We start from the raw sequence: 20,175 nt of genomic DNA, 5'->3' as shown, positions 1-20,175 counted from the left end.
GATTGAGATGATTGAAATTCTAATTGTTGCTGCTCTAGTGATCTGGAGTGCAGTGGTGGTATTTAAGAAAGTATTTCCTAAGACATCGGGTTCAGTTTTCATGTCTTTGTCTGCGCTGTGTGAGGCTCGCGGTTGGACCCGTTTAGCGATGTGGTTAAAGCCGTCAATGGCTGGCGGGTGTGGCGGAAACTGTGCCTGCCCAGCAACAGAAGACAGCAATGCGAAAAAGCCTGAAGTTCAAGCGGTGAAGTGGAAATAAAACGATTTTTGCTCACAAATAAAAAAGCCGTCCAAGAGGGACGGCTTTTTTACGCACTGACACAAAAAAAGTGCAGGAAAGTCAAAACAGAAAAAGCATTCAAAACAGCAAAGTGCTAACATTTCCGCAGATAAATCTCAGACCAAGCATGGGGCGAAAATGTTAATACAACGTGGTGGACTTAAGGTCGTTGCAGGGCTCGGCATTTCTGGTGTTGCAGCGGTCAATTTTTTACATAACCAAGGCTACCGCGTTGCAGTAACAGACTCTCGATCGACCCCGCCTGGTCATGACCAAATTCCAGCAGAGGTACAAACCAGTTTTGGTCAGTTTGATGCAGAACTGTTGTTGTCTGCTGAAGAAATCATTATTAGCCCTGGGCTCGATCCGAAATTACCTGAAATTCAAGCTGCGATTGCCAAAGGCATTCCCGTGGTGAGTGAAATTCAAATCCTACGCCGTGCAACAGATAAGCCAATTATGGCCATTACTGGGTCGAATGCAAAAAGTACCGTGACAACCTTGATTGGTCTGATGGCTGAACATGCAGGCGTGAAAGTCGCGGTAGGCGGGAACCTTGGTCGCCCAGCGTTGGATTTAACCAAAGATGAGCCAGATTTATACATTTTAGAACTATCCAGCTTTCAGTTAGAAACCACTTCAAATTTACAAGCTGAAGTTGCGGTGGTGCTGAATATGAGTGAAGACCATCTTGACCGTCATGGCGATATGATGGGCTATCACACCGCGAAGCATCGCATTTTCCAAGGTGTGAAAAAAGTCGTTCATAACCGTGATGACTCACTTACTCGTCCTTTGGTCCCTGATGCTACGCCAATGCAAAGCTTTGGTTTAAATGCGCCTGATATGAATCAGTACGGTGTATTAAGAGATGACGACGGTACGATCTGGTTGGCTCGTGGCCGCACACGTTTATTGAACAGTGCAGAGATGTATATTCAAGGCACACACAATGTGGTCAATGCATTGGCCTGCTTGGCTTTGGGTGAGGCAATCAATCTTCCACTTGAGTCGATGTTGGAAACACTGAAAAGCTTTAAAGGCTTAGAGCATCGCTGTGAGTTTGTGAAAGACGTTGAGGGTGTTCGTTACTATAATGACTCTAAGGGCACCAACGTCGGCGCAACACTGGCTGCGATTGATGGTCTAGGTGCTGCGATTGAAGCCAAAGGCGGCAAAGTCGCGATCATTTTAGGTGGTCAAGGCAAAGGGCAAGACTTTAGCACTTTACGTGAGGCTTTGAGCAAATACGTGAAGGTGGCTGTGTTGATTGGTGAAGATGCGGCGTTGATTGAAAAAGCCGTGGCAGGAACAACGACCTTACTGCATGCTAAGACTTTAGAGCAGGCGGTTGCACTTTGCCAAGCCCATACCCAAGCCCATGATGTCGTGTTATTGTCACCTGCATGTGCAAGTTTTGATATGTTCAGTGGTTACCCACAGCGCGGGCATCAGTTTGTCGCTTGTGTGCAAGAACTCCACTAAAAATAATAAGGAAATTGAGATGGCTGAGTTTGCTCAGACAACGATCAATAAAATTAACCAGTTTTATAGCCGTTGGGCGCCGCGTGTACCCAGCGAAGTGACACCACGTAATGTGTTGATCTTCTGCGTCATTGCGTTGTTGTGTTTAGGGTCGATCATGGTTGCATCTGCGTCGATGCCTTATGCTGAACGCCTTCATGAGAATTCATTTCACTATGTCCTTCGTCACGGGATTTCAATTGCTGTGGCTGGCGTTTTGGCCTATGCGGTATACCGAGTTCCGCTCAATGTTTGGTTCAATAACACCTTTCCGTTGTGGATTTTGACCATTTTACTGCTGGCCGCTGTGTTGGTCGTCGGTACGGAGGTCAATGGTTCAACCCGCTGGATTCGTGTTGCGGGCTTTACGTTACAGGCTTCTGAGGTCGCCAAAGTGATGATGGCGATTTTCACAGCGGACTATGTGGTACGCCGTGCCGAAGAAGTAAGAAATAACATCAAAGGTTTGATCCGTCTCGGCATCATTATGCTTTTGACGGTGGGTTTGATTATTGCGGAGCCCGACTTGGGTGCAACCGTGGTGATTAGTTTGATGATGCTCGGTATCTTCTTCCTTGCTGGCGCGCCGTTGATTCAGTTTGGTATGGCTTTTGGTGCAATTTTTGCGGCCTTTGTCTTTCTGATTGTATTTGAGCCTTACCGTTTTGAACGTCTAATGTCTTTCTCAAACCCTTGGGAAGATCCGCTAGGTACTGGTTACCAGCTTTCGAATGCCTTGATGGCCTTTGGGCGTGGTGAATGGTTTGGTGTAGGACTTGGCCACAGTGTACAGAAAATGGCCTACTTGCCTGAAGCGCATACCGACTTCATGTTGGCCATTTTAGGCGAAGAGTTTGGCTTTTTCGGGATCACTACGGTCTTAATTCTGTCCTTTACCATGTTGCTGTGCTGTATCAAAGTCGGTCATCGTGCCTTGAAAAATCAGTACTTGCGTGCGGGTTATTTGGCTTATGGGGTATCGATTATTTTCTTACTGCAAATTTTGGTAAACGCAGGTATGAATATGGGGATGCTGCCAACCAAAGGTTTGACGCTACCTTTTATTAGTTATGGAGGTTCATCACTGATTATGTGTGCAGTGATGATCAGTTTGATTTTGAAAATTGATGCAACAACACAAAGTGCTAATCCAACCAAAGAAGAATCCAGCTTCTAAGCGGGTTCTTCTTTCATCACGCTTTCCGCAGACGAAACTCATTTTTCGTTTTATGCGGATAGCGTTTGAGTCCTTTCTAAATTGTGTTTCTCATCAGCACATCTATCTATCATTCTTTTATGATGAATGTGACTGTAATGGTCTAAATTTTTTGAATTTGCTTCAATTGAAACGTTGAGCGCTATACCTCGCGTTGAATTTCTGCCGCGATGGTTTTGCTATAAATAGGTACCATGCAGGGTAGTACGGTGTGGAATCAGCGAAACATCCCATTGTGCAATGGCTTGTTGCAACATTTGTTCAGGGGTGTCTAGCTCGACAATTGGCTGATTTAGAGCATGTATCGCTTGAGCGAGTAGTGCAGGTGCTTGGTTAAGATCCAGTGCTTGTGCCATGTTTTGTTTAGACAACTTTTGCCCTTGATCATTCATAGCTAAAGGCAGGTGCATATAGCTAAGACGTGGGTAATCTAGCAGCTGACCTAAATAAATTTGGCGCTCGGTATTATCCAATAGATCTGCACCACGAACCACATGGGTGATGCCTTGTAGGTAGTCATCCACCACGACCGCTAATTGATAGTTGATAATGCCATCGCGGCGTTTCAGTACAAAGTCACCGAGCTCATGTGCCAGTTGTGAGCAGTGTCTGCCTTGCAGAGCATCATCAAAACAAATCTCGACATCTTCCACTTTGACGCGAATGGCTTGTTGCTCAAAAGGCAGAGCAAGGTCACGGCAGGTGCCTGCATAAATGTGGTTAGAACCGAGCATTTTGCGGGTGCACTGACAGGCATAGACCAGTTTGAGTTGATGCAGTTGTTGAATCACGTCTTCATAGAGGTCGAGACGATCTTTTTGGAAAATGATCTCCGCATCGGGCTGAAAGCCGAAAGCCTCGATACAACGCAAGATATGGCTTTCACTGCCAGGGTAAATACGCGGGATGTCAGTATCTTCGATACGAACCAACCATGTGCCTTGATGTGCTTTTGCTTCGCAATAACTGGCAACGGCTGTGATGAGTGAACCAAAATGCAAAGGGCCGGTTGGCGATGGCGCAAACCGACCTGAGTAGCGAGTCAGCGAAACATCGTTTCGCCGCTGCGCAAGAGCCAAGCGATGCTTGGCTGGAGAGTTATCAACAGTCACAGTTAACCGTTATTTTGCTTCTCTTTGATTTCTGCCAGTGTTTTGCAGTCAATACATAAAGTCGCTGTTGGACGAGCCTCTAAACGGCGCAGACCAATTTCGATACCACAGGTTTCACAGAAACCATAGTCATCGTTTTTAATCGCTTCAATAGATTGCTCGATTTTGCGGATGAGTTTACGTTCACGGTCACGTGTACGTAATTCAATTGCAAACTCTTCTTCTTGTGTCGCGCGGTCATTCACATCAGGCAAAGCGGTGTTTTCGTCTTGCATGGTGTTGAGTGTGCGGTCAACTTCTGACATCAACTCTGCTTTCCATGCCAACAAAATTTGGCGGAAGTGCTCAAGCTGACCTTCAGACATGTATTCTTCATTTTTTTTCGGCTGATAAGGTTCAATACCAAATAAGCTTGCAGTAGAACCACCGTCAGTCGCTTTAGGCTTAGTTTTGCGCACACGTTTTGTAGATTTTTCATCTACAACATCAGTTTGTTCGTCTAAGACAGTATTTTGGTTGTCATTCGCCATTTAGGGCAATCCTCATCATATACGTATCTTTAATACGCAAAAAATATGGTGATATGCAAGTGTTTTTATCCACCCTCGAGGAGATTAACCCTCGGGGGTCGTCATCATATAGACTTTTTAAGTATTTTGATAGTCTTTGATGTTTGGATTAAATTGATCACTTTTTCGTAAGAGCAACTAAGGTAATTGAAAACGATAAAAATGAAAAGTTAATAACCTGAAATTTCAACATTTATTTTTTGCTGTGCGTGTAAGACACGTTCTACGTGGGTTTCATGGCTGCCGTCTGCGTTTAATTGTAAAATACGATAACCCGGTGCTTGCTCATCTAAGGCGAAATGATCGCTTAAAGGCTTAAATTGGACACTGGTAGACGGCGTCGAGTAAAACTGAATACCATGCCATTCACGCCATGATTCTTGATGGACATGTCCCGACAGCACAATTTTGACATTGTGGTATTTGGCAAGAACCGCAGTGAGGTCTTGGGTGTTCTTGAGTTTATGTTGATCAATCCATTTTGACTGCATTTCAAAAGGATGATGATGACAGGCAATTACAATGTGTTGCTGGGAAAATTCTTGTAGGATTTGTTCCAGTTGGTTCAATTGTGCTTCATCGACCCAGCCATCGATTTTACCTTTGACGGCACTATTGAGTAAAACCATGCTCCAAGGACCAAAGTGAATCACATGAACTTTGTTTTGCTGCTGATGAAAAGGGAAGTGCTCGGCATTGTCATGATTGCCCGGAACTTGATAAAACGGCGTCTTTAAACTCTGCATAAAGTCTAAATAGCGTTGATAGGTTCGAGGCACAGGTACTTGTGCCAAGTCACCTGTATGGACGATGGCATTCAGCTGTGGGTGACGCTCAACAATATGTTGCATCACATGATGAAAGCTTTGCTCTGGATTCATACGTACAAACTCCAGATGATCTTGATCCATCAAGTGCGTATCTGAAATTTGGATAATGGTCCAATTTTTCTCATTATTTAAAGTCATGCCTGACCCCTTAGACATTCCTTGTCGTTTTAATCTGTTGTTGTAGCCATTGCAAGGCCATTATGACAGGCGCATTTCTGAGCCGACCATTGGAAAGTAATGTATCGATCTGCGCATAATCAATCAGGTGTAATAAAATATTTTCACCTTCATCGGGCATACCAAATACACCACCTTGTTCGGGTAAATCGGCCGCAGCACTATACAGATGAAACAGTTCCGCACAAGCACCTGCTGAAGGATAAAAGCTAAACAGATGTTGTAAGTGTTCAATCTGACAGCCTGATTCTTCTAATGCTTCACGGCGAATACAGCTTTCAGGTGATTCATCACCATCGAGTACTCCCGCAATAATCTCCAGCTGCCAAGCTGAATCTTGATCATCCATAGCACCAATACGAAATTGTTCAATCAAGGCAAATTTTTGTTGTGCATCATCATAAATCAAGACACCGGCAGCTTCAGGACGCTGAATGAGCTCACGTGAAATCACAGCGGTGTACTCAGTTTGATTAAACAGGCGATGACGTAAATTTACTTTTTCTACTTGAACAAAACCCTGAAAAACAAAGGCTCTGTCTACAATTTGGACATCTTCACTGTGATATGTAGCTTGCTTAATTATGTTCATAAAGCGCAATCAGGATGAAATTTATCATTTCATCCTAACTGAGAATCGCATGATTACAAAAGGTTTTTTATCAACTTACACTTTTTGGTACAAGTTTTGTCCGCTTGCATGGAATTGTTTTTTCATGCTATCGAGACCAGTTTCGACCTCTTCTTGCTGAATTTTATTCAGTGTAGCGTTTTGCTGATTTTGTGCATAATCACGCACGTTTTGGGTGATTTTCATCGAGCAAAACTTGGGACCGCACATCGAACAGAAGTGCGCGGATTTGTGCGCTTCCTTCGGCATGGTTTCATCATGCATGCTACGCGCTGTGTCTGGATCAAGGCTGAGATTAAACTGATCTTCCCAGCGGAATTCAAAACGTGCTTTAGATAAAGCATTGTCACGGACTTGCGCACCTGGATGACCTTTGGCCAAATCTGCTGCATGTGCTGCAATTTTATAGGTGATGATGCCATCTTTGACGTCTTTCTTGTTCGGCAGGCCCAAGTGTTCTTTAGGGGTGACATAACAGAGCATAGCAGTTCCATACCAACCAATCATCGCCGCACCAATCGCAGAAGTAATATGGTCATAACCTGGTGCAATATCGGTGGTCAATGGCCCTAAAGTGTAGAAGGGCGCTTCTTGGCAGACTTCAAGTTGTAGATCCATATTTTCTTTGATCATATGCATAGGCACATGCCCCGGACCTTCAATCATCACCTGCACATCATGTTTCCATGCGCGATGGGTCAGCTCGCCTAAAGTGCGTAATTCAGAGAACTGTGCTTCGTCATTGGCATCTTGGATACACCCCGGACGCAGGCCATCACCTAAGCTGAATGACACATCATAGGCTTTCATGATTTCGCAGATTTCATCAAAATGCGTATAGAGGAAGTTTTCTTGATGATGGGCCAAACACCACTGTGCCATGATCGAACCGCCACGAGACACGATACCAGTGAGGCGATTCGCCGTCATTGGAACATAACGTAATAAGACGCCTGCATGGATGGTGAAGTAATCTACGCCTTGTTCAGCTTGCTCGATCAGCGTGTCTTTGAAGATTTCCCACGTCAGGTCTTCCGCTACCCCATCAACTTTTTCTAAAGCTTGATAGATCGGTACAGTACCAATCGGAACAGGTGAGTTACGGATAATCCATTCTCGGGTTTCATGGATGTTCTTCCCTGTGGAGAGGTCCATGATGGTGTCTGCACCCCAACGGGTTGCCCATGTCATTTTTGCGACTTCTTCATCGATTGAAGAGCCGAGAGCCGAGTTACCAATATTGGCATTGATTTTCACCAAGAAGTTTCGGCCAATGATCATCGGTTCAATTTCAGGATGGTTAATATTGGCAGGGATAATCGCACGCCCTTCAGCCACTTCTTTGCGCACAAATTCAGGCGTGATTTCCATCAAGTTATGCGCACCAAAGTTTTGCCCCGCGTGTTGACGTGCATCGACCCCTTCACGTTGACGCTGATTTTCACGAATAGCGATGTATTCCATTTCAGGAGTGATGATGCCTTGTTTGGCATAATGCATCTGCGTGACATTGTGGCCTGCTTTGGCACGACGTGGTTTCTGGATGTGAGCAAAACGAATATCAGCGGTACGTATATCCCGTAAACGCTCTTGACCAAAGCTTGAACTGAGGCTGTCTAACATTTCAGTATCATTGCGCTCTTCAATCCAATTTTCGCGAACATTCGGTAGACCTTTGTTCAGATCAATACTGACATTGGTATCGGTATATACACCAGAGGTGTCATACACCATCACCGGTGGATTGTACTCACCGCCTAAGCCTGTTGGGGTTTCGGTCAGTTCAATCTCACGCATGGGAACTTGAATGTCTGGGCGTGAACCTTGGATATAAACTTTTTTAGAGGCAGGCAAGATACGGGTGAGATCTTTGGCATCTTGTTCATGTTGTGCTGAAATTTCAGCGGAAAGATTCGTTAAATGGTTCATTGCAATGATCCTTATGAATGACATCAACGAATCAAGCACGACCAAAAACGATGGCAATTGAAGCTATTTCTGTGTGTTGTTGATTTGCGGGTACAAATGCAACGGATGTATTTCTACTGGAAACAGTTCAATGAAAGGCGTTCAGTTTTTAGATGGCTTGATTCCTACGCAGGTCTTAACCTGATCAGGTTCAACGGTACTCAGCTTCAAAACTTTATTGAAAAGTCTTAGCTGATCTCAGCGAGTAATTACTCGCGCTCCGTCAAGCGATGCATCATCTTAACATGCACTGTTGTTAAAAACAGCGACCTTTTTATTCAAAGTGTGAAAGGGAAATGTGTTCAACGTTCTAAGCAAATGGCATCGCTTAAGCAGTCTTTGCCTTGATCGGGTTGGACCATACGCAATTGGATAAAATGCGCCAATTGTCTTTGTAAGAGTTGATCTGCACCGAGGCGCTGCACATGAGCGGAAGCAGGCAAGATGATTTGAGCCGCTCTTTGTTCAGGGCTGAGCTCCACGAACTTTAAAAATAAGTGCGCTTGATCCGTCACAATTGAATTTTTTAAAGCGGCTAGGCGCTCAATTTCTTCCAAATAGTTGCTTTGCACGGTATAGCCGTCGTAAACGCGTTGAGTATCCAGTCCGATAAACAAGAGGGTGCTGTATAGATTCAACAGATGACGTGCATCTTGGTGGTAGCTACTTTTCGGGTACTGTTGTAAATAGTTTTCCCAATATAGCGCACGATCCGCAATTTCTTTGGCGTCAATTTTGACCTGACTCCCAATCACGGCTGGGTATTGATTTTGTGTTGCCAGATGTTCAATAAACTCTTGCTCTGCGACAGGTAGATAAGGCGCAAAAATTTTGGCTAAATATTCAGGGCTACGGCGGTAATGCACTTGTCCTTCGCCTGCATCAAACAACTCGACATAAGACTGCCCTTGGTGTTTGATGAGGTATTGGTCGCGAATGGTGAGTTGCTCAAAAAGACTTTGTTGAATGGTCGGATGTTGCGCCATTTCTAGGGCATAGCTTTCAAAAGCGCGCTGCTGTTGTGGCGTACGTTCAACCGCCAAAAAGTCATGGTACATTTTATTGGATAAGCTCAATAAATGCTTTTGTTGTGGAAAACCGAGTAAAGGCAAACACAGCTTAAGATCTTGATTGATTTGCTCTAAAGCAAAAGTCGTACGTTGTGCATCTATTTCCGACATGTTTTTGTCAATTTTTTGGCACAAGTCGGTTAAGTCCAAGGTTTGAGTCGAAGACGCTTCTATTTGTGCGGGCTCTTGAAAGCTGACAGGTTCAGGTTTCTGACAGGCAGCCAACAGCGCGTACATGAAAATCAGTGCATAAGGTTTAAGCGAAAATAAAGAGGAATGATTCACAGCGACTCGATCAAAAAACTCAGTTCAGCGACAACACAGTAGAGAAACTCCTTTTCTCCATGGCTCATTTTATAGGGGGAATGGAATTTTTAATGTGTAGTATTGTGAATGAGTTTGTTGAACGGGCTATGACACTATTCAATATTTACTTCATAATAAACAGATTAGTGCGCGCTATTGTAACCAGTGCAATAAAAAATATACGAAAAAAATGACAACCCGTTTTAGTATAGCGTTGCTCAGAACGAGGCCAGTGAGGCGGAAAGGTGGACCAAAAACAATGAAGATTAAATGTGTCCTAGCCAGCTGTGTGTTGTTTTTCACGCCGTGGAGTCATGCCTTGGATTTGGTCGACGCTTTACAACGCGCCAAAGTCAATGATCCTAACTGGCAAGCCAATTTACTCCAATATGAAGCCGATCAACTCAATTTAGGCATTGCTCAAGGTAACTTACTACCTACCATTAGTCTGTCTGGTAATGTGACTCGAAAAAATCAACCCATTGGGCAGGTGAGTTCGGTTCTTTCCATGCCCGATACGACCACCACCAAACAAGTGGCGATTACGGCGCGCCAACCCCTTTTTCGTTGGGATGCGTGGGAAGGATTGAAACAAGTCAAGACTTCCCTCAGTTTAAGTGAAGTCAATTTACAGCTACAGCGGCAGCAACACATTTTAGAGGTGACGGAAGCCTATTTTAATGTACTGCGCCAACAAAGTTTAACCGCAGCCAATTTACAAGAAGAACAGGCTCTACTTGAGCAACTGAATATGATGAATGCTAAACTTAGAGAGGGCTTGGTGGCAAAAAGTGATGTGAGTGAAGCTAATGCACAGTACCAAAGCGCACAGGCTAACCGCATTGCGACGCATGTACAACTGGTCTTGGCGCAGGAACAACTGGCGCAAATTATTGGGCCTTATCAAGAAAACTTGGCAGTGCTACGTGAAGACTTTCAGTTTCAAAAACCTTATCCAGCAGAGCTTTCGGCATGGACCAATTTAGCTCTCGCACAGAACCTAGGCATTCAGCAGGCACGCTTACAACAGCGCTATGCTGAAGATCAAAAACGGGTTGAACAAGCTGCGTTGTATCCGCAAATTGAAGCCGTAGGAAGCTATGGTTATAGTGAGCAGACGCCTGAGAATATTATGTCGGCCAAAGGCAACTTTGATCAGATTGGTATTGAGATGAATTGGAATGTCTATACGGGGGGGCGAACCAAGAAGTCGATTCAAAAAGCCGCTGTTAACGTCAAAAAATCTGAGGCCGAATTGGATGCCGCTATCCGTAAAGCCAACACCGAGGTGAAAAAGTCTTATTTGCAAGTGGAAACAGACCAAGCCAAGTTGCAAGCACGTAAAGCTGCCATGGAATCATCCAGCCTCGTCTCTCGTGCCTCACAAGCGCAGTATCAAGAAGGCTTAAAAACCATGGTCGATGTTTTATTGGCACAGCGCAATGCCTTTTCGGCCAAGCAGGACTATGTCAATGCTAAGTATGACTATCTGATCAATGTCTTGCATTTAAAGGCATCTGTGGGTAAGTTGACTGAACAAGATATTCAAGAAATGAATGCATGGTTGGTGGACAAAGCACGTTCATAAATGGGCGTTGTCATCAAATCTTCACAATTGCTATGCTTTAATATCGCTCAATCTTTAGTCCCTCATGATGTTGCTGTGGAGTACGTCCTTTGCCAAATAGTCCTGTTTTAAACCATCACATTTCTTCGCAGTTCAATGAAGATTTGCAGGATGTGAACACCAAATTTATGACCATGGGTGGTTTGGTAGAGCAACAAGTGGCAAATGCAATTCATGCGCTACTCGACACCGATGCCAACTTAGCGGTCGATGTTCAGTTTAAAGACAATGCGGTGAATCAGCTCGAACGTGAAATTGATGAAGCCTTGACCTTAATTTTGGCGCGTCGTCATCCTGCTGCGATTGATTTGCGTATGGTGATTGCGATGTCGAAAGCCAATACCGACCTAGAGCGTATTGGTGATGAAGCGGCGAAAATTGCTCGTATTGCGCAAAGCTTATGTGAAGATGGCGAATCCCCGCGCGGTTATATGGAAACGCGTCATATTGGTAACCAAGTCCGTGTCATGATTCATGATGCCCTAGACGCTTTTGCACGTTTAGATGCAGAACAAGCGCTACGTGTGATGATGGCCGATGCTGATATTGATCGTGAATATCAATCTGCAACGCGTACTTTGATGACTTATATGATTGAAGACCCGCGTCATATTGCGCGTGTGATTAATGTGATGTGGGTATTACGTTCATTAGAGCGTATTGGCGATCATGCGCGTAACATTTCTGAGCAAGTGATTTACATGGTGAAAGGTTTGGATGTGCGTCATACCAGTTTTGAAGAAGTTGAAAAACATATCCAAAAATAAAAAAGCGTATCTTATTTTTCAAGCACAACTTCGGTTGTGCTTTTTAATGGTTGCTTAATTTTTAGATAAAAAAAATCTCAGACTTTGGGGGAAATCTGAGACTAAAATCGGGGATATTTATCGTTATCGATAAGAGGTTTCCCTCTATCCTTGAATGCCATTATAGGAAAGATGTTTTTCTGCGTCATGTAGGTTCTTGTAGTGTAATGTTGAGTTTTGCAATGGTTGTGTAGCGCTATGTTTACACTTAATTATTTAGATACAAATAACGGCTTTATAGCGTAATTGGGTCATCAATATGTCATCTATTTGGGGGTTGGTCATCCCTGTGCTTAGATAGAACATTGTATGAATAAAAAGAAAAGCCCCGATGTTGGGGCTTTTCAAATGTGCAACGCTTTATCACGCCTCAGGCTTTAAGCCTTCTGCTTTTTCTAAGCTTTCATCATTGTTAAAGAACTTCTCACGTTGTTCTTCAAGAAACTTTTTCGCATCAGGTTCAAACACATTTAGGCGTTTTTCATTGATTAAAGTGGTTTGGTGCTTTAACCATTCTCCCCAAGCTTGCTTGGAGATGCTTTCAAAAAGTTCTTGGCCTTTTGCGCCAGGGAAAGGTGCAAAGTCTAAACCTTCCATTTCTGTTTGATATTTACGGCAAAAAACTTGTCGAGTCATATCTAGACGTCCTTATTGAGCATAAAGTTTTTCTAAACGCGCATGGGCACGTTCAATTGCAGCTTCGACTTGCGCAGGTGCAGTTCCACCAATATGGTTACGTGCATTGACTGACGCTTCAAGGGTCAGTGCCTTTTCAAACACATCCGCTTGAATTAAGTCAGAGAACTGTTGAAGTTGTTCCAAAGTCAATTCAGAAAGATCTTTTGATTCTTGAACACCTAAAGCAACGGCTTTACCCACAATTTCATGTGCATCACGGAAAGCCACGCCATTTTTCACAAGGTAATCAGCCAAGTCAGTTGCGGTTGAGAAACCACGCAGCGCTGCTTCACGCATGATGTCGATGTTTGGCACCAAAGCAGGAATCATGTCTGCAAAAGCCATGAGCGAGCCACGCACGGTATCAATCGCATCAAACAACGGTTCTTTGTCTTCTTGGTTGTCTTTGTTATACGCCAACGGTTGACCTTTCATCAGTGTTAACAAACTCATCAAGTCGCCATAGACACGGCCTGTTTTACCACGCACTAACTCAGGCACATCTGGATTTTTCTTTTGTGGCATGATTGAAGAGCCAGTACAGAAACGGTCTGGAATGTTTACAAACTTAAACTGTGCAGACGTCCAAAGAATCAGTTCTTCTGACATACGTGATAAGTGCATCATGATCAGAGAAGCCGCGGCATTGAACTCAATACCAAAGTCGCGGTCAGATACTGCATCGAGTGAGTTTTCAGAAACAGCTTCAAAACCCAGTAACTCTGCTGTAAATGCGCGGTCGATTGGGTAAGTAGTACCCGCAAGTGCTGCTGAACCCAAAGGCATGCGGTTAGTACGTTTACGACAGTCAATGAGACGCTCAGAGTCACGGACTAACATTTCAAACCATGCTAGTAGGTGGTGACCAAAAGTCACAGGCTGTGCCGTTTGTAAGTGAGTGAAGCCCGGCATAATGGTGTGCGTGTTTTGAGCAGCAATACTCAAAATACCTTTTTGCAATTTTTTCAGTAATTCTAAAATGGCATCGATTTCATCGCGGACATAGAGGCGAATGTCGGTTGCCACTTGGTCATTACGGCTACGACCGGTGTGGAGCTTTTTACCTGTAATGCCAATCCGTTGAGTCAAACGCGACTCAATGTTCATGTGCACATCTTCTAGGTCAATACGCCATTCGAATTGACCCGCTTCGATTTCAGTTTGAATGGTGTTTAAGCCATTGATGATGTCATCGCGTTCTTGTTCAGTCAGAACGCCAACTTTTGCAAGCATGGTCGCATGAGCAATAGAACCTGCAATATCTTGTTTATAAAAGCGTTGGTCAAATTGTACAGATGCTGTAAATTCAGCAACAAAGGCATCAGTAGCTTCAGAGAAACGACCGCCCCACATACCCGAAGTTTGGGCTTGTGACGGATTTGAGGAATTAGAAGATGTGGTCATGTCGGCTCAATAAGATAAAAAGCGGTAGAACTCGCATGAGTATAACAAATTCAAGACAACTTGCCGAAGTTCAAGATGCGCAAAGTTTAACTTCCCGTATGGCTAAGCCAAATATCTCTTATTTATTTAGCAAAATCGTGCAATGGCCGCATTTGTTGGAACTATTTGTTGGGGGAAATTTGTTGGCCATGCTGTTGGCTTTGGCCGAGGCGCAGTCTTGGTCAAACTTGGTGTTTGAGCATGTACTCGGTTATATGCTTTACATCAATTGGGTTTTACTGTCTTTTGCTGCGCTAATGCAATATGGGCAAAAAAAGTTGCAGAATTTGGGTCTGGGTATGACTTTATTGTCAGGCTTTTTTCTATTACAGATCATTGTTTTGGTGACCACGCTTAGCCTTAATATACTGATCTTCTTTGGAGCTAATTTTAGTTTCAATGGTTTGACTTCAGCCATCTTATGGAATGATGTGGCTTTGCATTTGGGCTATGGCTTGCTGTTAGGCAGCTTTTGTTTTCGTTATTTGTACCTAAGAGAACAGTGGTTTAGGCAGCAAAATAGTGAGCTGAATGCACGGGTGCAAGCCATGCAAGCCCGTATCCACCCGCATTTTTTGTTTAATAGTTTAAACAATGTGATTTGCCTAATTGCGATTGACCCAGATAAAGCCGAACAGATGTTGCTCAATCTATCGCGTCTGTTTAGAGCCAGTTTCCAAGAGTTAAAACTGGTCAAGCTCAGTGATGAAATTGAGTTGTGTCAACGTTATTTGGCGATTGAGCAAATTCGTTTGGGGGATCGTTTACAGGTTGAATGGAAAATCGAGCATGCCGAATTGTGTAAGCAGGTACAAATTCCACTCTTAACTTTACAACCTTTACTTGAAAATAGTATTTTTCATGGTGTTGAAAAATTTTTAACTAAGAGTACGATAAGTGTACTGATTGAAATATTGCAAAATCAAGTTAATATCGTCATAACTAACCCATTTACAAAGGAAACAATTCATAAACGACAAGGACATGGTATTGCCATTGAAAATGTGAAGCAGCGTCTAGAAGCATATTTTGGGCGAACTGTGAGCTTTCAAACCTATGCAGGGGAGGGAATGTATACCACTGTTGTGCAGTATCAATATAAATAAGCCGCAGTGAACCTATAAAAATAAACAAGGTGACTGTTGGGGAGGAGATAAATGGACATCCTAATTTGTGATGATGAGCCTTTAGCAATCGAACGTTTGTCTAGATTGGTGAGTCAGCTCGGACATCAAGTGGTGGCAACAGCCTCCCATGGTCAACAAGCAATTGAATTAACTCAACAATATGAACCAGATGTGGTACTTTTAGATATTCAAATGCCAGAAATGGATGGTTTGACTTGTGCGCATTATTTGCGTCAGCTTGAGCCGATGCCTGCTTTGGTGTTTTGTACGGCTTATGATGAACATGCGCTCGATGCATTTAAGTCACATGCTGAAGGTTATTTATTAAAACCAGTGATGCAACAGGAATTGCAACAGGTGCTTGGTCACCTCACTAAATTAACCCAAGCTCAAATGAGCGAGATAAAACAAAAAGAAAATATGGATGAATTTAACGTAAAGCGACATCAAATCGCAGCGAAAACCTATCGTGGTGTGGAATTGGTGCCCATTGAAAATATTTACTATTTTTTGGCGGATCAAAAATATGTCACGGTACGCCACAAAAATGGCAGTGTCTTAATTGATGAAACCTTAAAAGACTTAGAACATGAGTTTGGGGATGCCTTTATTCGTATCCACCGTAATGCCTTGGTTTCTGTTCATTTTTTAGAAGGGCTTGAAGTGGTCAACTCTGGGCAGTATCAAGTGCGTTGCCGTGAGTTAGATGAGCGTCTAGCGGTGAGTCGACGGCATTTACCGGGCTTGCGCGAGCGCTTACATAAGCTTTAGCATGCCAATTTAATGGCTCTGCTGCTGATGAGACGGGGTGCTTTGGGCTGAATACATTTCCAATGGGGGAAATTCAGTTTAAGATAGTTTCATTCTTATTGGCACATACTAAAATTTATGAAAACCCTAAAGATCGCTACTCGACAAAGCCCACTTGCCCTTTGGCAGGCTGAACATATTCGTGCTCGTTTAGAAGCATTGCATGCGGGGCTCACAGTAGAGTTGGTGACTTTTGTTACCCAAGGGGACAAAATTTTAGATACACCATTGGCAAAAATTGGTGGCAAAGGTTTATTTGTCAAAGAGCTTGAAGCAGCTTTGTTGGATGGTCGTGCTGATTTAGCGGTGCATTCGATGAAAGATGTTCCGATGGCTTTGCCTGAGGGGTTATCGCTGGCCGTCATTTGTGAGCGTGAAGATCCTTTAGATGCTTTTGTGTCGAATAGTTATGCAAGTTTTGATGCCTTGCCACAAGGAGCAAAGGTCGGCACTTCGAGTTTGCGCCGTAAATGCCAAATTTTAAAACAACGACCCGACCTAGAGATTATCGATTTACGTGGCAACGTGGGAACGCGTTTATCTAAATTAGACGCAGGTCAGTACGATGCCATTATTTTGGCCAGTGCTGGATTAAAACGCTTGGGGTTGGCAGAACGTATCCGTCATACCATTCGCCCAGAGTTGAGTTTACCTGCTGTGGGTCAGGGTGCTTTAGGGCTAGAGTGCCGTGCAAATGATCAAGCGGTATTGGATTTAATCAATCCTTTATTACATATAGAAACCGATACCTGTGTACGGGCTGAACGTGCTTTCAATGCTTATCTTGAAGGTGGATGTCAGGTACCGATTGCGGGCTATGCCACTTTAGCAGACAACCGCATTCAGCTTGAAGGGCGTGTGGGGAGTGTCGATGGGCAAACGCTCCTCAAAGCACAAGTGGCGGGTGATGCGGCTGAAGCCGAGCATTTGGGTGTTGTCCTTGCACAAGAGTTATTGGCTCAAGGTGCAGGTGACTTACTCAAAGCCTTTTATCACTAATATGTCTTACTTAACGATGCTGTTTATTAATACGCGTCCTGTTGATCGTGCGGCAAGCCTCACTCAGACGCTAGAGCAACAGGCTGTTGAAGTCTACCCATTGCCGTTACTGGAGTTGTTGCCTAGAGCATGGAGTCATGACCTAGAGCGCTTGTATCAGCAGCTAGTGTACACTCAAGTGATTGTAGTGGTTAGCCCCAGTGCTGTGCAGTTTGGTATGGCACATTTGCTGCAAAGCGGTTTAACGATGTCCGATTTACAGCATATTCAATGGATTGCAGTCGGACAAAAAACAGCGCAGGCTTTGGGCGAATATGGTTTGGACAGTGTGGTGCCTGAGGTGGAAACCTCTGAAGGGATGTTACAACTGCCTGTTTTGCAGAACTTGGCCAGTGATGCGAGTATTGCATTTTGGCGAGGAGAAGGTGGGCGTCAGTTTATGATGGACACCTTAATGCAACACGGACGTCTTATACTGAACTTTGTTTTGTATGAGCGTCGCTGTCCAAATGAAACGATGCAGCAACAGGCTGAATTAATTCAATGTTTATCAGAATATAATCACTACGTCGCACTGATCAGCAGTGAGGCCAGTTGGCTGAATTGGTTAGCGCTGCTGGACACAAATATTCAGCTCCTGCAACAAGGACACTTTTTGGTGTTGGGTGAGCGTTTGGCACAGATCTTGAAGCAGTATCAACAGCAAATGCATGTGCCGTTTAAAATGAGTGTACTGAAAGATTTAAAGACAGCCACGATTGTACAGTTGTTACAAAGTGAGCAAGGGAACGCATGAAGAAGATTCTTATCATTGTATTGATGGCTGCATTAGCGTGGATTGCGAAGCTAAGTTATGACGTGTGGGGGCTGAGTACGCAGCAAGCCACTTTGCTCAATGAAATGCACCAAATCGAACAGCGCAGCGCCAATTTGAACGATCAAGTCGTGGCTATGCAGCGTCAAAAAGAAACTTTGAAACAAGACCCAACAGCAGCGAAGGTGACGAGTAGCCAACCCGCCGAATTGGTGGTTGAGGGCATTGATCCAATTTTGTTTATCAAGCAACAGCTGGACTTGGTTGAGTTTGCCTTAAAGCAACAGCAGTATGTGGTGGCCACCGATAAGCTGGCCTTTTTAGATATGCAGCTTGAAAAATATAACTTGGCTGTGGCGTTGAAGCAAAGTTTGCATCAGGTGATAGCACGAGATATGCAAACCATTCAAAAATTTGTGGCTGAGCGCAATGAGCAGCAAGCGCTGATTAACCGTCAGCTGCAACAGATTGATCAGGCTTTAAGTCGGGAAATACAACAACCTCAGTTAAACACCACGCGCGATACGTCTGAATCCTTTTGGAAGCAATGGTTGAGGCTCGAACCTGCGCAAGCACCTGCAACAGCGTTAATGCAACGACAAATCGTGCTTAAAGAAGCCCAGTTACGCTTATTGTTGGCACGCCAAGCCTTAGCTACAGGGCAATATACCGAATACCAAAAAGACTTAACCGAAGTGACGCTGTTGATCCAACAACTTCCAGACCCTAAAGCCAAAGAGCTGCTGAAACAGCTGAATAAGCTGAAAACATTGGTGGTTGTCCCAACGCCTATTTTAACTACGCGTGCATTGTTGGGGTAATGGAATGAAACAAATACTGATTGCTTATGGCTTGGTAAGTTTAATTGCAATTGCCGCGTTGAGTGTCTTGAGTTATGGACATGGTGCGGGTTATGTCTATGTGTTTTGGCATGACTGGCAGTTACAAACCAATCTCTGGATCGTATTTATTGCGCTAGCACTGCTTAGTTTTAGCTTGCATTTGGTTTGGTTGGGGCTAAAACGCTATCTCAGTCGAGAAAAACGCAAAGCGGAAACTGTTTTTGATTTTAAAAGTTTGCATCCTTATGAACAACTGGCTGTGATTTGGTTGTTGGATGCAGGCCGAGATCAACAAGCCTTTATTCAAAATGCCTTCGCGCAGTCGGGCTTGCTCAAAAGTATTATCGATGCACGTTTATATTTGATGCAGGAGCAGTTCCCTGAAGCCTTAAGCGCCTTGAGCCAAAGCAATGCCATGGCTTTTGAGTTGGCTGAACTGCAGCGTATTGAACTGTTTTTAGCACAAGAAGATGCAGAACAGGCTTTAACCCATCTAGAGTTTCTCAATCAACATGAACTTTCACCTTGGTTTAAAGATGTGCAAACCGCTTATGAAGCGTGTTTAAAAGAGCTATGGGGGCGTTTTGCGATTCAGTTTCCATGGCTGTATTTACGCTCAACCCAATATGGTCATTTAGATCAAGATGTGAAAAAAGCATGGCTGAAGCGTTTGTTGATAAAATTTGATCAAGCCAATTATGAAAATTTAGAGGATTTAAAACAACGTTATTTGGACTTGTCTGATCAGATTTTCAGCCGCAGTTATGATGTTCAACTGCTGTGGCTTAAGTTATTAGCACGTATGCCAGACATGAGTGAACAGCACGAACACTTGTCGATTTATTTGCTCAATCAGCAGTTTAATTCGGAAGTATTTTATTTGTGGTTCCAGCAGCAACTTTTGAAACAGCAACCCGATTATGTGAACTTGCAGCAACACATTGAAGCATGGGAAACGAAGTATACGAGTGTGCCGGTTTTGAGTTTTGCCAAGTGGCATATTTATACTGCTTTAGGCATGCAAGAGCAGGCAGAAGCGTTATTAATTTTATATCCAGATAATGTATTAATGACCTATTTAAGAATAAAATCGACTTTAAATGGTGATGAAGATTTAATTAAACAGTTAAATTTAATTTTTGAAAATAATGCAAATTTTGTAGAAATGAAAATATAGGTGGGCGAATTCAAACATGAGGTGCGACAGTTTCAAAAGCCATATGATAATCAACAAGCTGAGCAAATTTCTCTAATGGTGTAAGCCAATCTAACGCCTTTCTAGGACGAGTATTCAGTGACATGGCAACTTGATTTAAATAATGCTGATCTGCCTGATTTAAATCAAT

The 20,175-nt window shown here is 43.7% G+C and carries 19 protein-coding genes, 1 pseudogene and 1 riboswitch; of the genes and pseudogenes, 11 read left to right on the top strand and 9 right to left on the bottom strand.

Annotated elements, in window-relative coordinates:
- Positions 1 to 7 precede the first annotated feature (7 nt).
- The 3 genes from MF4640_RS15130 to ftsW all read left to right on the top strand — a co-directional run bounded on the left by MF4640_RS15130 (position 8) and on the right by ftsW (position 2,981).
- A complete protein-coding gene (locus MF4640_RS15130) occupies positions 8 to 259 on the top strand; it encodes a DUF6587 family protein (RefSeq protein WP_062033275.1) in 252 nt (83 codons plus the stop codon).
- 159 nt (positions 260 to 418) lie between these two features.
- On the top strand, positions 419 to 1,765 hold the full coding sequence (gene murD / locus MF4640_RS15125) for a UDP-N-acetylmuramoyl-L-alanine--D-glutamate ligase (RefSeq protein ID WP_078390099.1): 1,347 nt from the start codon (positions 419 to 421) through the stop codon (positions 1,763 to 1,765).
- A 19-nt stretch (positions 1,766 to 1,784) separates the two neighbouring features.
- The gene (gene ftsW, locus MF4640_RS15120; RefSeq protein ID WP_010325707.1) at positions 1,785 to 2,981 is read left to right on the top strand and encodes a putative lipid II flippase FtsW; all 1,197 of its coding nucleotides are present in this window, start codon (positions 1,785 to 1,787) and stop codon (positions 2,979 to 2,981) included.
- A gap of 218 nt (positions 2,982 to 3,199) precedes the next feature.
- Here the strand turns inward: ftsW and gluQRS are convergent, their stop codons facing one another.
- The 6 genes from gluQRS to MF4640_RS15090 form a co-directional block, all read right to left on the bottom strand.
- Entirely contained in the window at positions 3,200 to 4,132 is a 933-nt protein-coding gene (gene gluQRS / locus MF4640_RS15115) for a tRNA glutamyl-Q(34) synthetase GluQRS (RefSeq protein WP_078390098.1), read from the bottom strand.
- Between the two features lie 2 nt (positions 4,133 to 4,134).
- Positions 4,135 to 4,662, bottom strand: coding sequence for an RNA polymerase-binding protein DksA (gene dksA, locus MF4640_RS15110; RefSeq protein ID WP_004692816.1), 528 nt, complete (start codon positions 4,660 to 4,662; stop codon positions 4,135 to 4,137).
- A 209-nt stretch (positions 4,663 to 4,871) separates the two neighbouring features.
- The gene (cpdA, locus tag MF4640_RS15105) at positions 4,872 to 5,669 is read right to left on the bottom strand and encodes a 3',5'-cyclic-AMP phosphodiesterase (RefSeq protein ID WP_078390097.1); all 798 of its coding nucleotides are present in this window, start codon (positions 5,667 to 5,669) and stop codon (positions 4,872 to 4,874) included.
- Positions 5,670 to 5,679: 10 nt separating this feature from the next.
- Positions 5,680 to 6,300, bottom strand: coding sequence for an NUDIX domain-containing protein (locus tag MF4640_RS15100; RefSeq protein ID WP_078390096.1), 621 nt, complete (start codon positions 6,298 to 6,300; stop codon positions 5,680 to 5,682).
- Positions 6,301 to 6,375: 75 nt separating this feature from the next.
- On the bottom strand, positions 6,376 to 8,268 hold the full coding sequence (gene thiC, locus MF4640_RS15095; RefSeq protein WP_078390095.1) for a phosphomethylpyrimidine synthase ThiC: 1,893 nt from the start codon (positions 8,266 to 8,268) through the stop codon (positions 6,376 to 6,378).
- A gap of 144 nt (positions 8,269 to 8,412) precedes the next feature.
- Positions 8,413 to 8,540, bottom strand: a riboswitch (TPP riboswitch).
- Between the two features lie 69 nt (positions 8,541 to 8,609).
- A complete protein-coding gene (locus MF4640_RS15090) occupies positions 8,610 to 9,662 on the bottom strand; it encodes a hypothetical protein (protein ID WP_202970034.1) in 1,053 nt (350 codons plus the stop codon).
- A 280-nt stretch (positions 9,663 to 9,942) separates the two neighbouring features.
- Here MF4640_RS15090 and MF4640_RS15085 point away from each other — a divergent pair, with 280 nt between their 5' ends.
- Both MF4640_RS15085 and phoU read left to right on the top strand, forming a co-directional pair.
- The gene (locus MF4640_RS15085; protein ID WP_078390093.1) at positions 9,943 to 11,271 is read left to right on the top strand and encodes a TolC family outer membrane protein; all 1,329 of its coding nucleotides are present in this window, start codon (positions 9,943 to 9,945) and stop codon (positions 11,269 to 11,271) included.
- An 89-nt stretch (positions 11,272 to 11,360) separates the two neighbouring features.
- Positions 11,361 to 12,077: a phosphate signaling complex protein PhoU gene (phoU, locus tag MF4640_RS15080; RefSeq protein ID WP_004692799.1), complete on the top strand. Its 717-nt coding sequence runs from the start codon at positions 11,361 to 11,363 to the stop codon at positions 12,075 to 12,077.
- Between the two features lie 402 nt (positions 12,078 to 12,479).
- On the opposite strand, the gene MF4640_RS15075 is transcribed toward phoU, so the two are convergent.
- Positions 12,480 to 12,752 carry an oxidative damage protection protein gene (locus tag MF4640_RS15075; RefSeq protein ID WP_004978611.1) on the bottom strand — a complete coding sequence of 91 codons (273 nt, stop codon included), beginning with the start codon at positions 12,750 to 12,752 and terminating at the stop codon, positions 12,480 to 12,482.
- A 12-nt stretch (positions 12,753 to 12,764) separates the two neighbouring features.
- Positions 12,765 to 14,198, bottom strand: a complete 1,434-nt coding sequence (gene argH, locus MF4640_RS15070) for an argininosuccinate lyase (RefSeq protein WP_010325716.1) — start codon at positions 14,196 to 14,198, stop codon at positions 12,765 to 12,767.
- On the opposite strand from argH, the gene MF4640_RS15065 reads away from it, so the two are divergent.
- From MF4640_RS15065 to MF4640_RS15040, 6 genes are all read left to right on the top strand, one after another.
- Entirely contained in the window at positions 14,189 to 15,343 is a 1,155-nt protein-coding gene (locus tag MF4640_RS15065; RefSeq protein WP_171263903.1) for a sensor histidine kinase, read from the top strand. The genes argH and MF4640_RS15065 overlap by 10 nt on opposite strands.
- Before the next feature lie 51 nt (positions 15,344 to 15,394).
- Positions 15,395 to 16,135, top strand: a complete 741-nt coding sequence (locus tag MF4640_RS15060; protein WP_078390091.1) for a LytR/AlgR family response regulator transcription factor — start codon at positions 15,395 to 15,397, stop codon at positions 16,133 to 16,135.
- A 117-nt stretch (positions 16,136 to 16,252) separates the two neighbouring features.
- The gene (gene hemC / locus MF4640_RS15055; RefSeq protein WP_078390090.1) at positions 16,253 to 17,173 is read left to right on the top strand and encodes a hydroxymethylbilane synthase; all 921 of its coding nucleotides are present in this window, start codon (positions 16,253 to 16,255) and stop codon (positions 17,171 to 17,173) included.
- 16 nt (positions 17,174 to 17,189) lie between these two features.
- Positions 17,190 to 17,969 carry a uroporphyrinogen-III synthase gene (locus MF4640_RS15050; RefSeq protein WP_078390104.1) on the top strand — a complete coding sequence of 260 codons (780 nt, stop codon included), beginning with the start codon at positions 17,190 to 17,192 and terminating at the stop codon, positions 17,967 to 17,969.
- Entirely contained in the window at positions 17,966 to 18,808 is an 843-nt protein-coding gene (locus tag MF4640_RS15045) for a hypothetical protein (protein ID WP_005400984.1), read from the top strand. The genes MF4640_RS15050 and MF4640_RS15045 overlap by 4 nt, the downstream gene beginning before the upstream one ends.
- A gap of 4 nt (positions 18,809 to 18,812) precedes the next feature.
- On the top strand, positions 18,813 to 20,006 hold the full coding sequence (locus tag MF4640_RS15040; RefSeq protein ID WP_078390089.1) for a hypothetical protein: 1,194 nt from the start codon (positions 18,813 to 18,815) through the stop codon (positions 20,004 to 20,006).
- Between the two features lie 10 nt (positions 20,007 to 20,016).
- Here the strand turns inward: MF4640_RS15040 and MF4640_RS19105 are convergent.
- Positions 20,017 to 20,175: pseudogene (locus tag MF4640_RS19105) on the bottom strand (IS30 family transposase); the annotation flags it as partial.

Origin of the sequence: Acinetobacter sp. MF4640 (genome assembly GCF_002018895.1) — a bacterium.
Classification (GTDB): domain Bacteria; phylum Pseudomonadota; class Gammaproteobacteria; order Pseudomonadales; family Moraxellaceae; genus Acinetobacter; species Acinetobacter johnsonii.
Note: the sequence above shows the minus strand (reverse complement) of the source record. Positions and strands in the feature narration are given on the sequence as shown.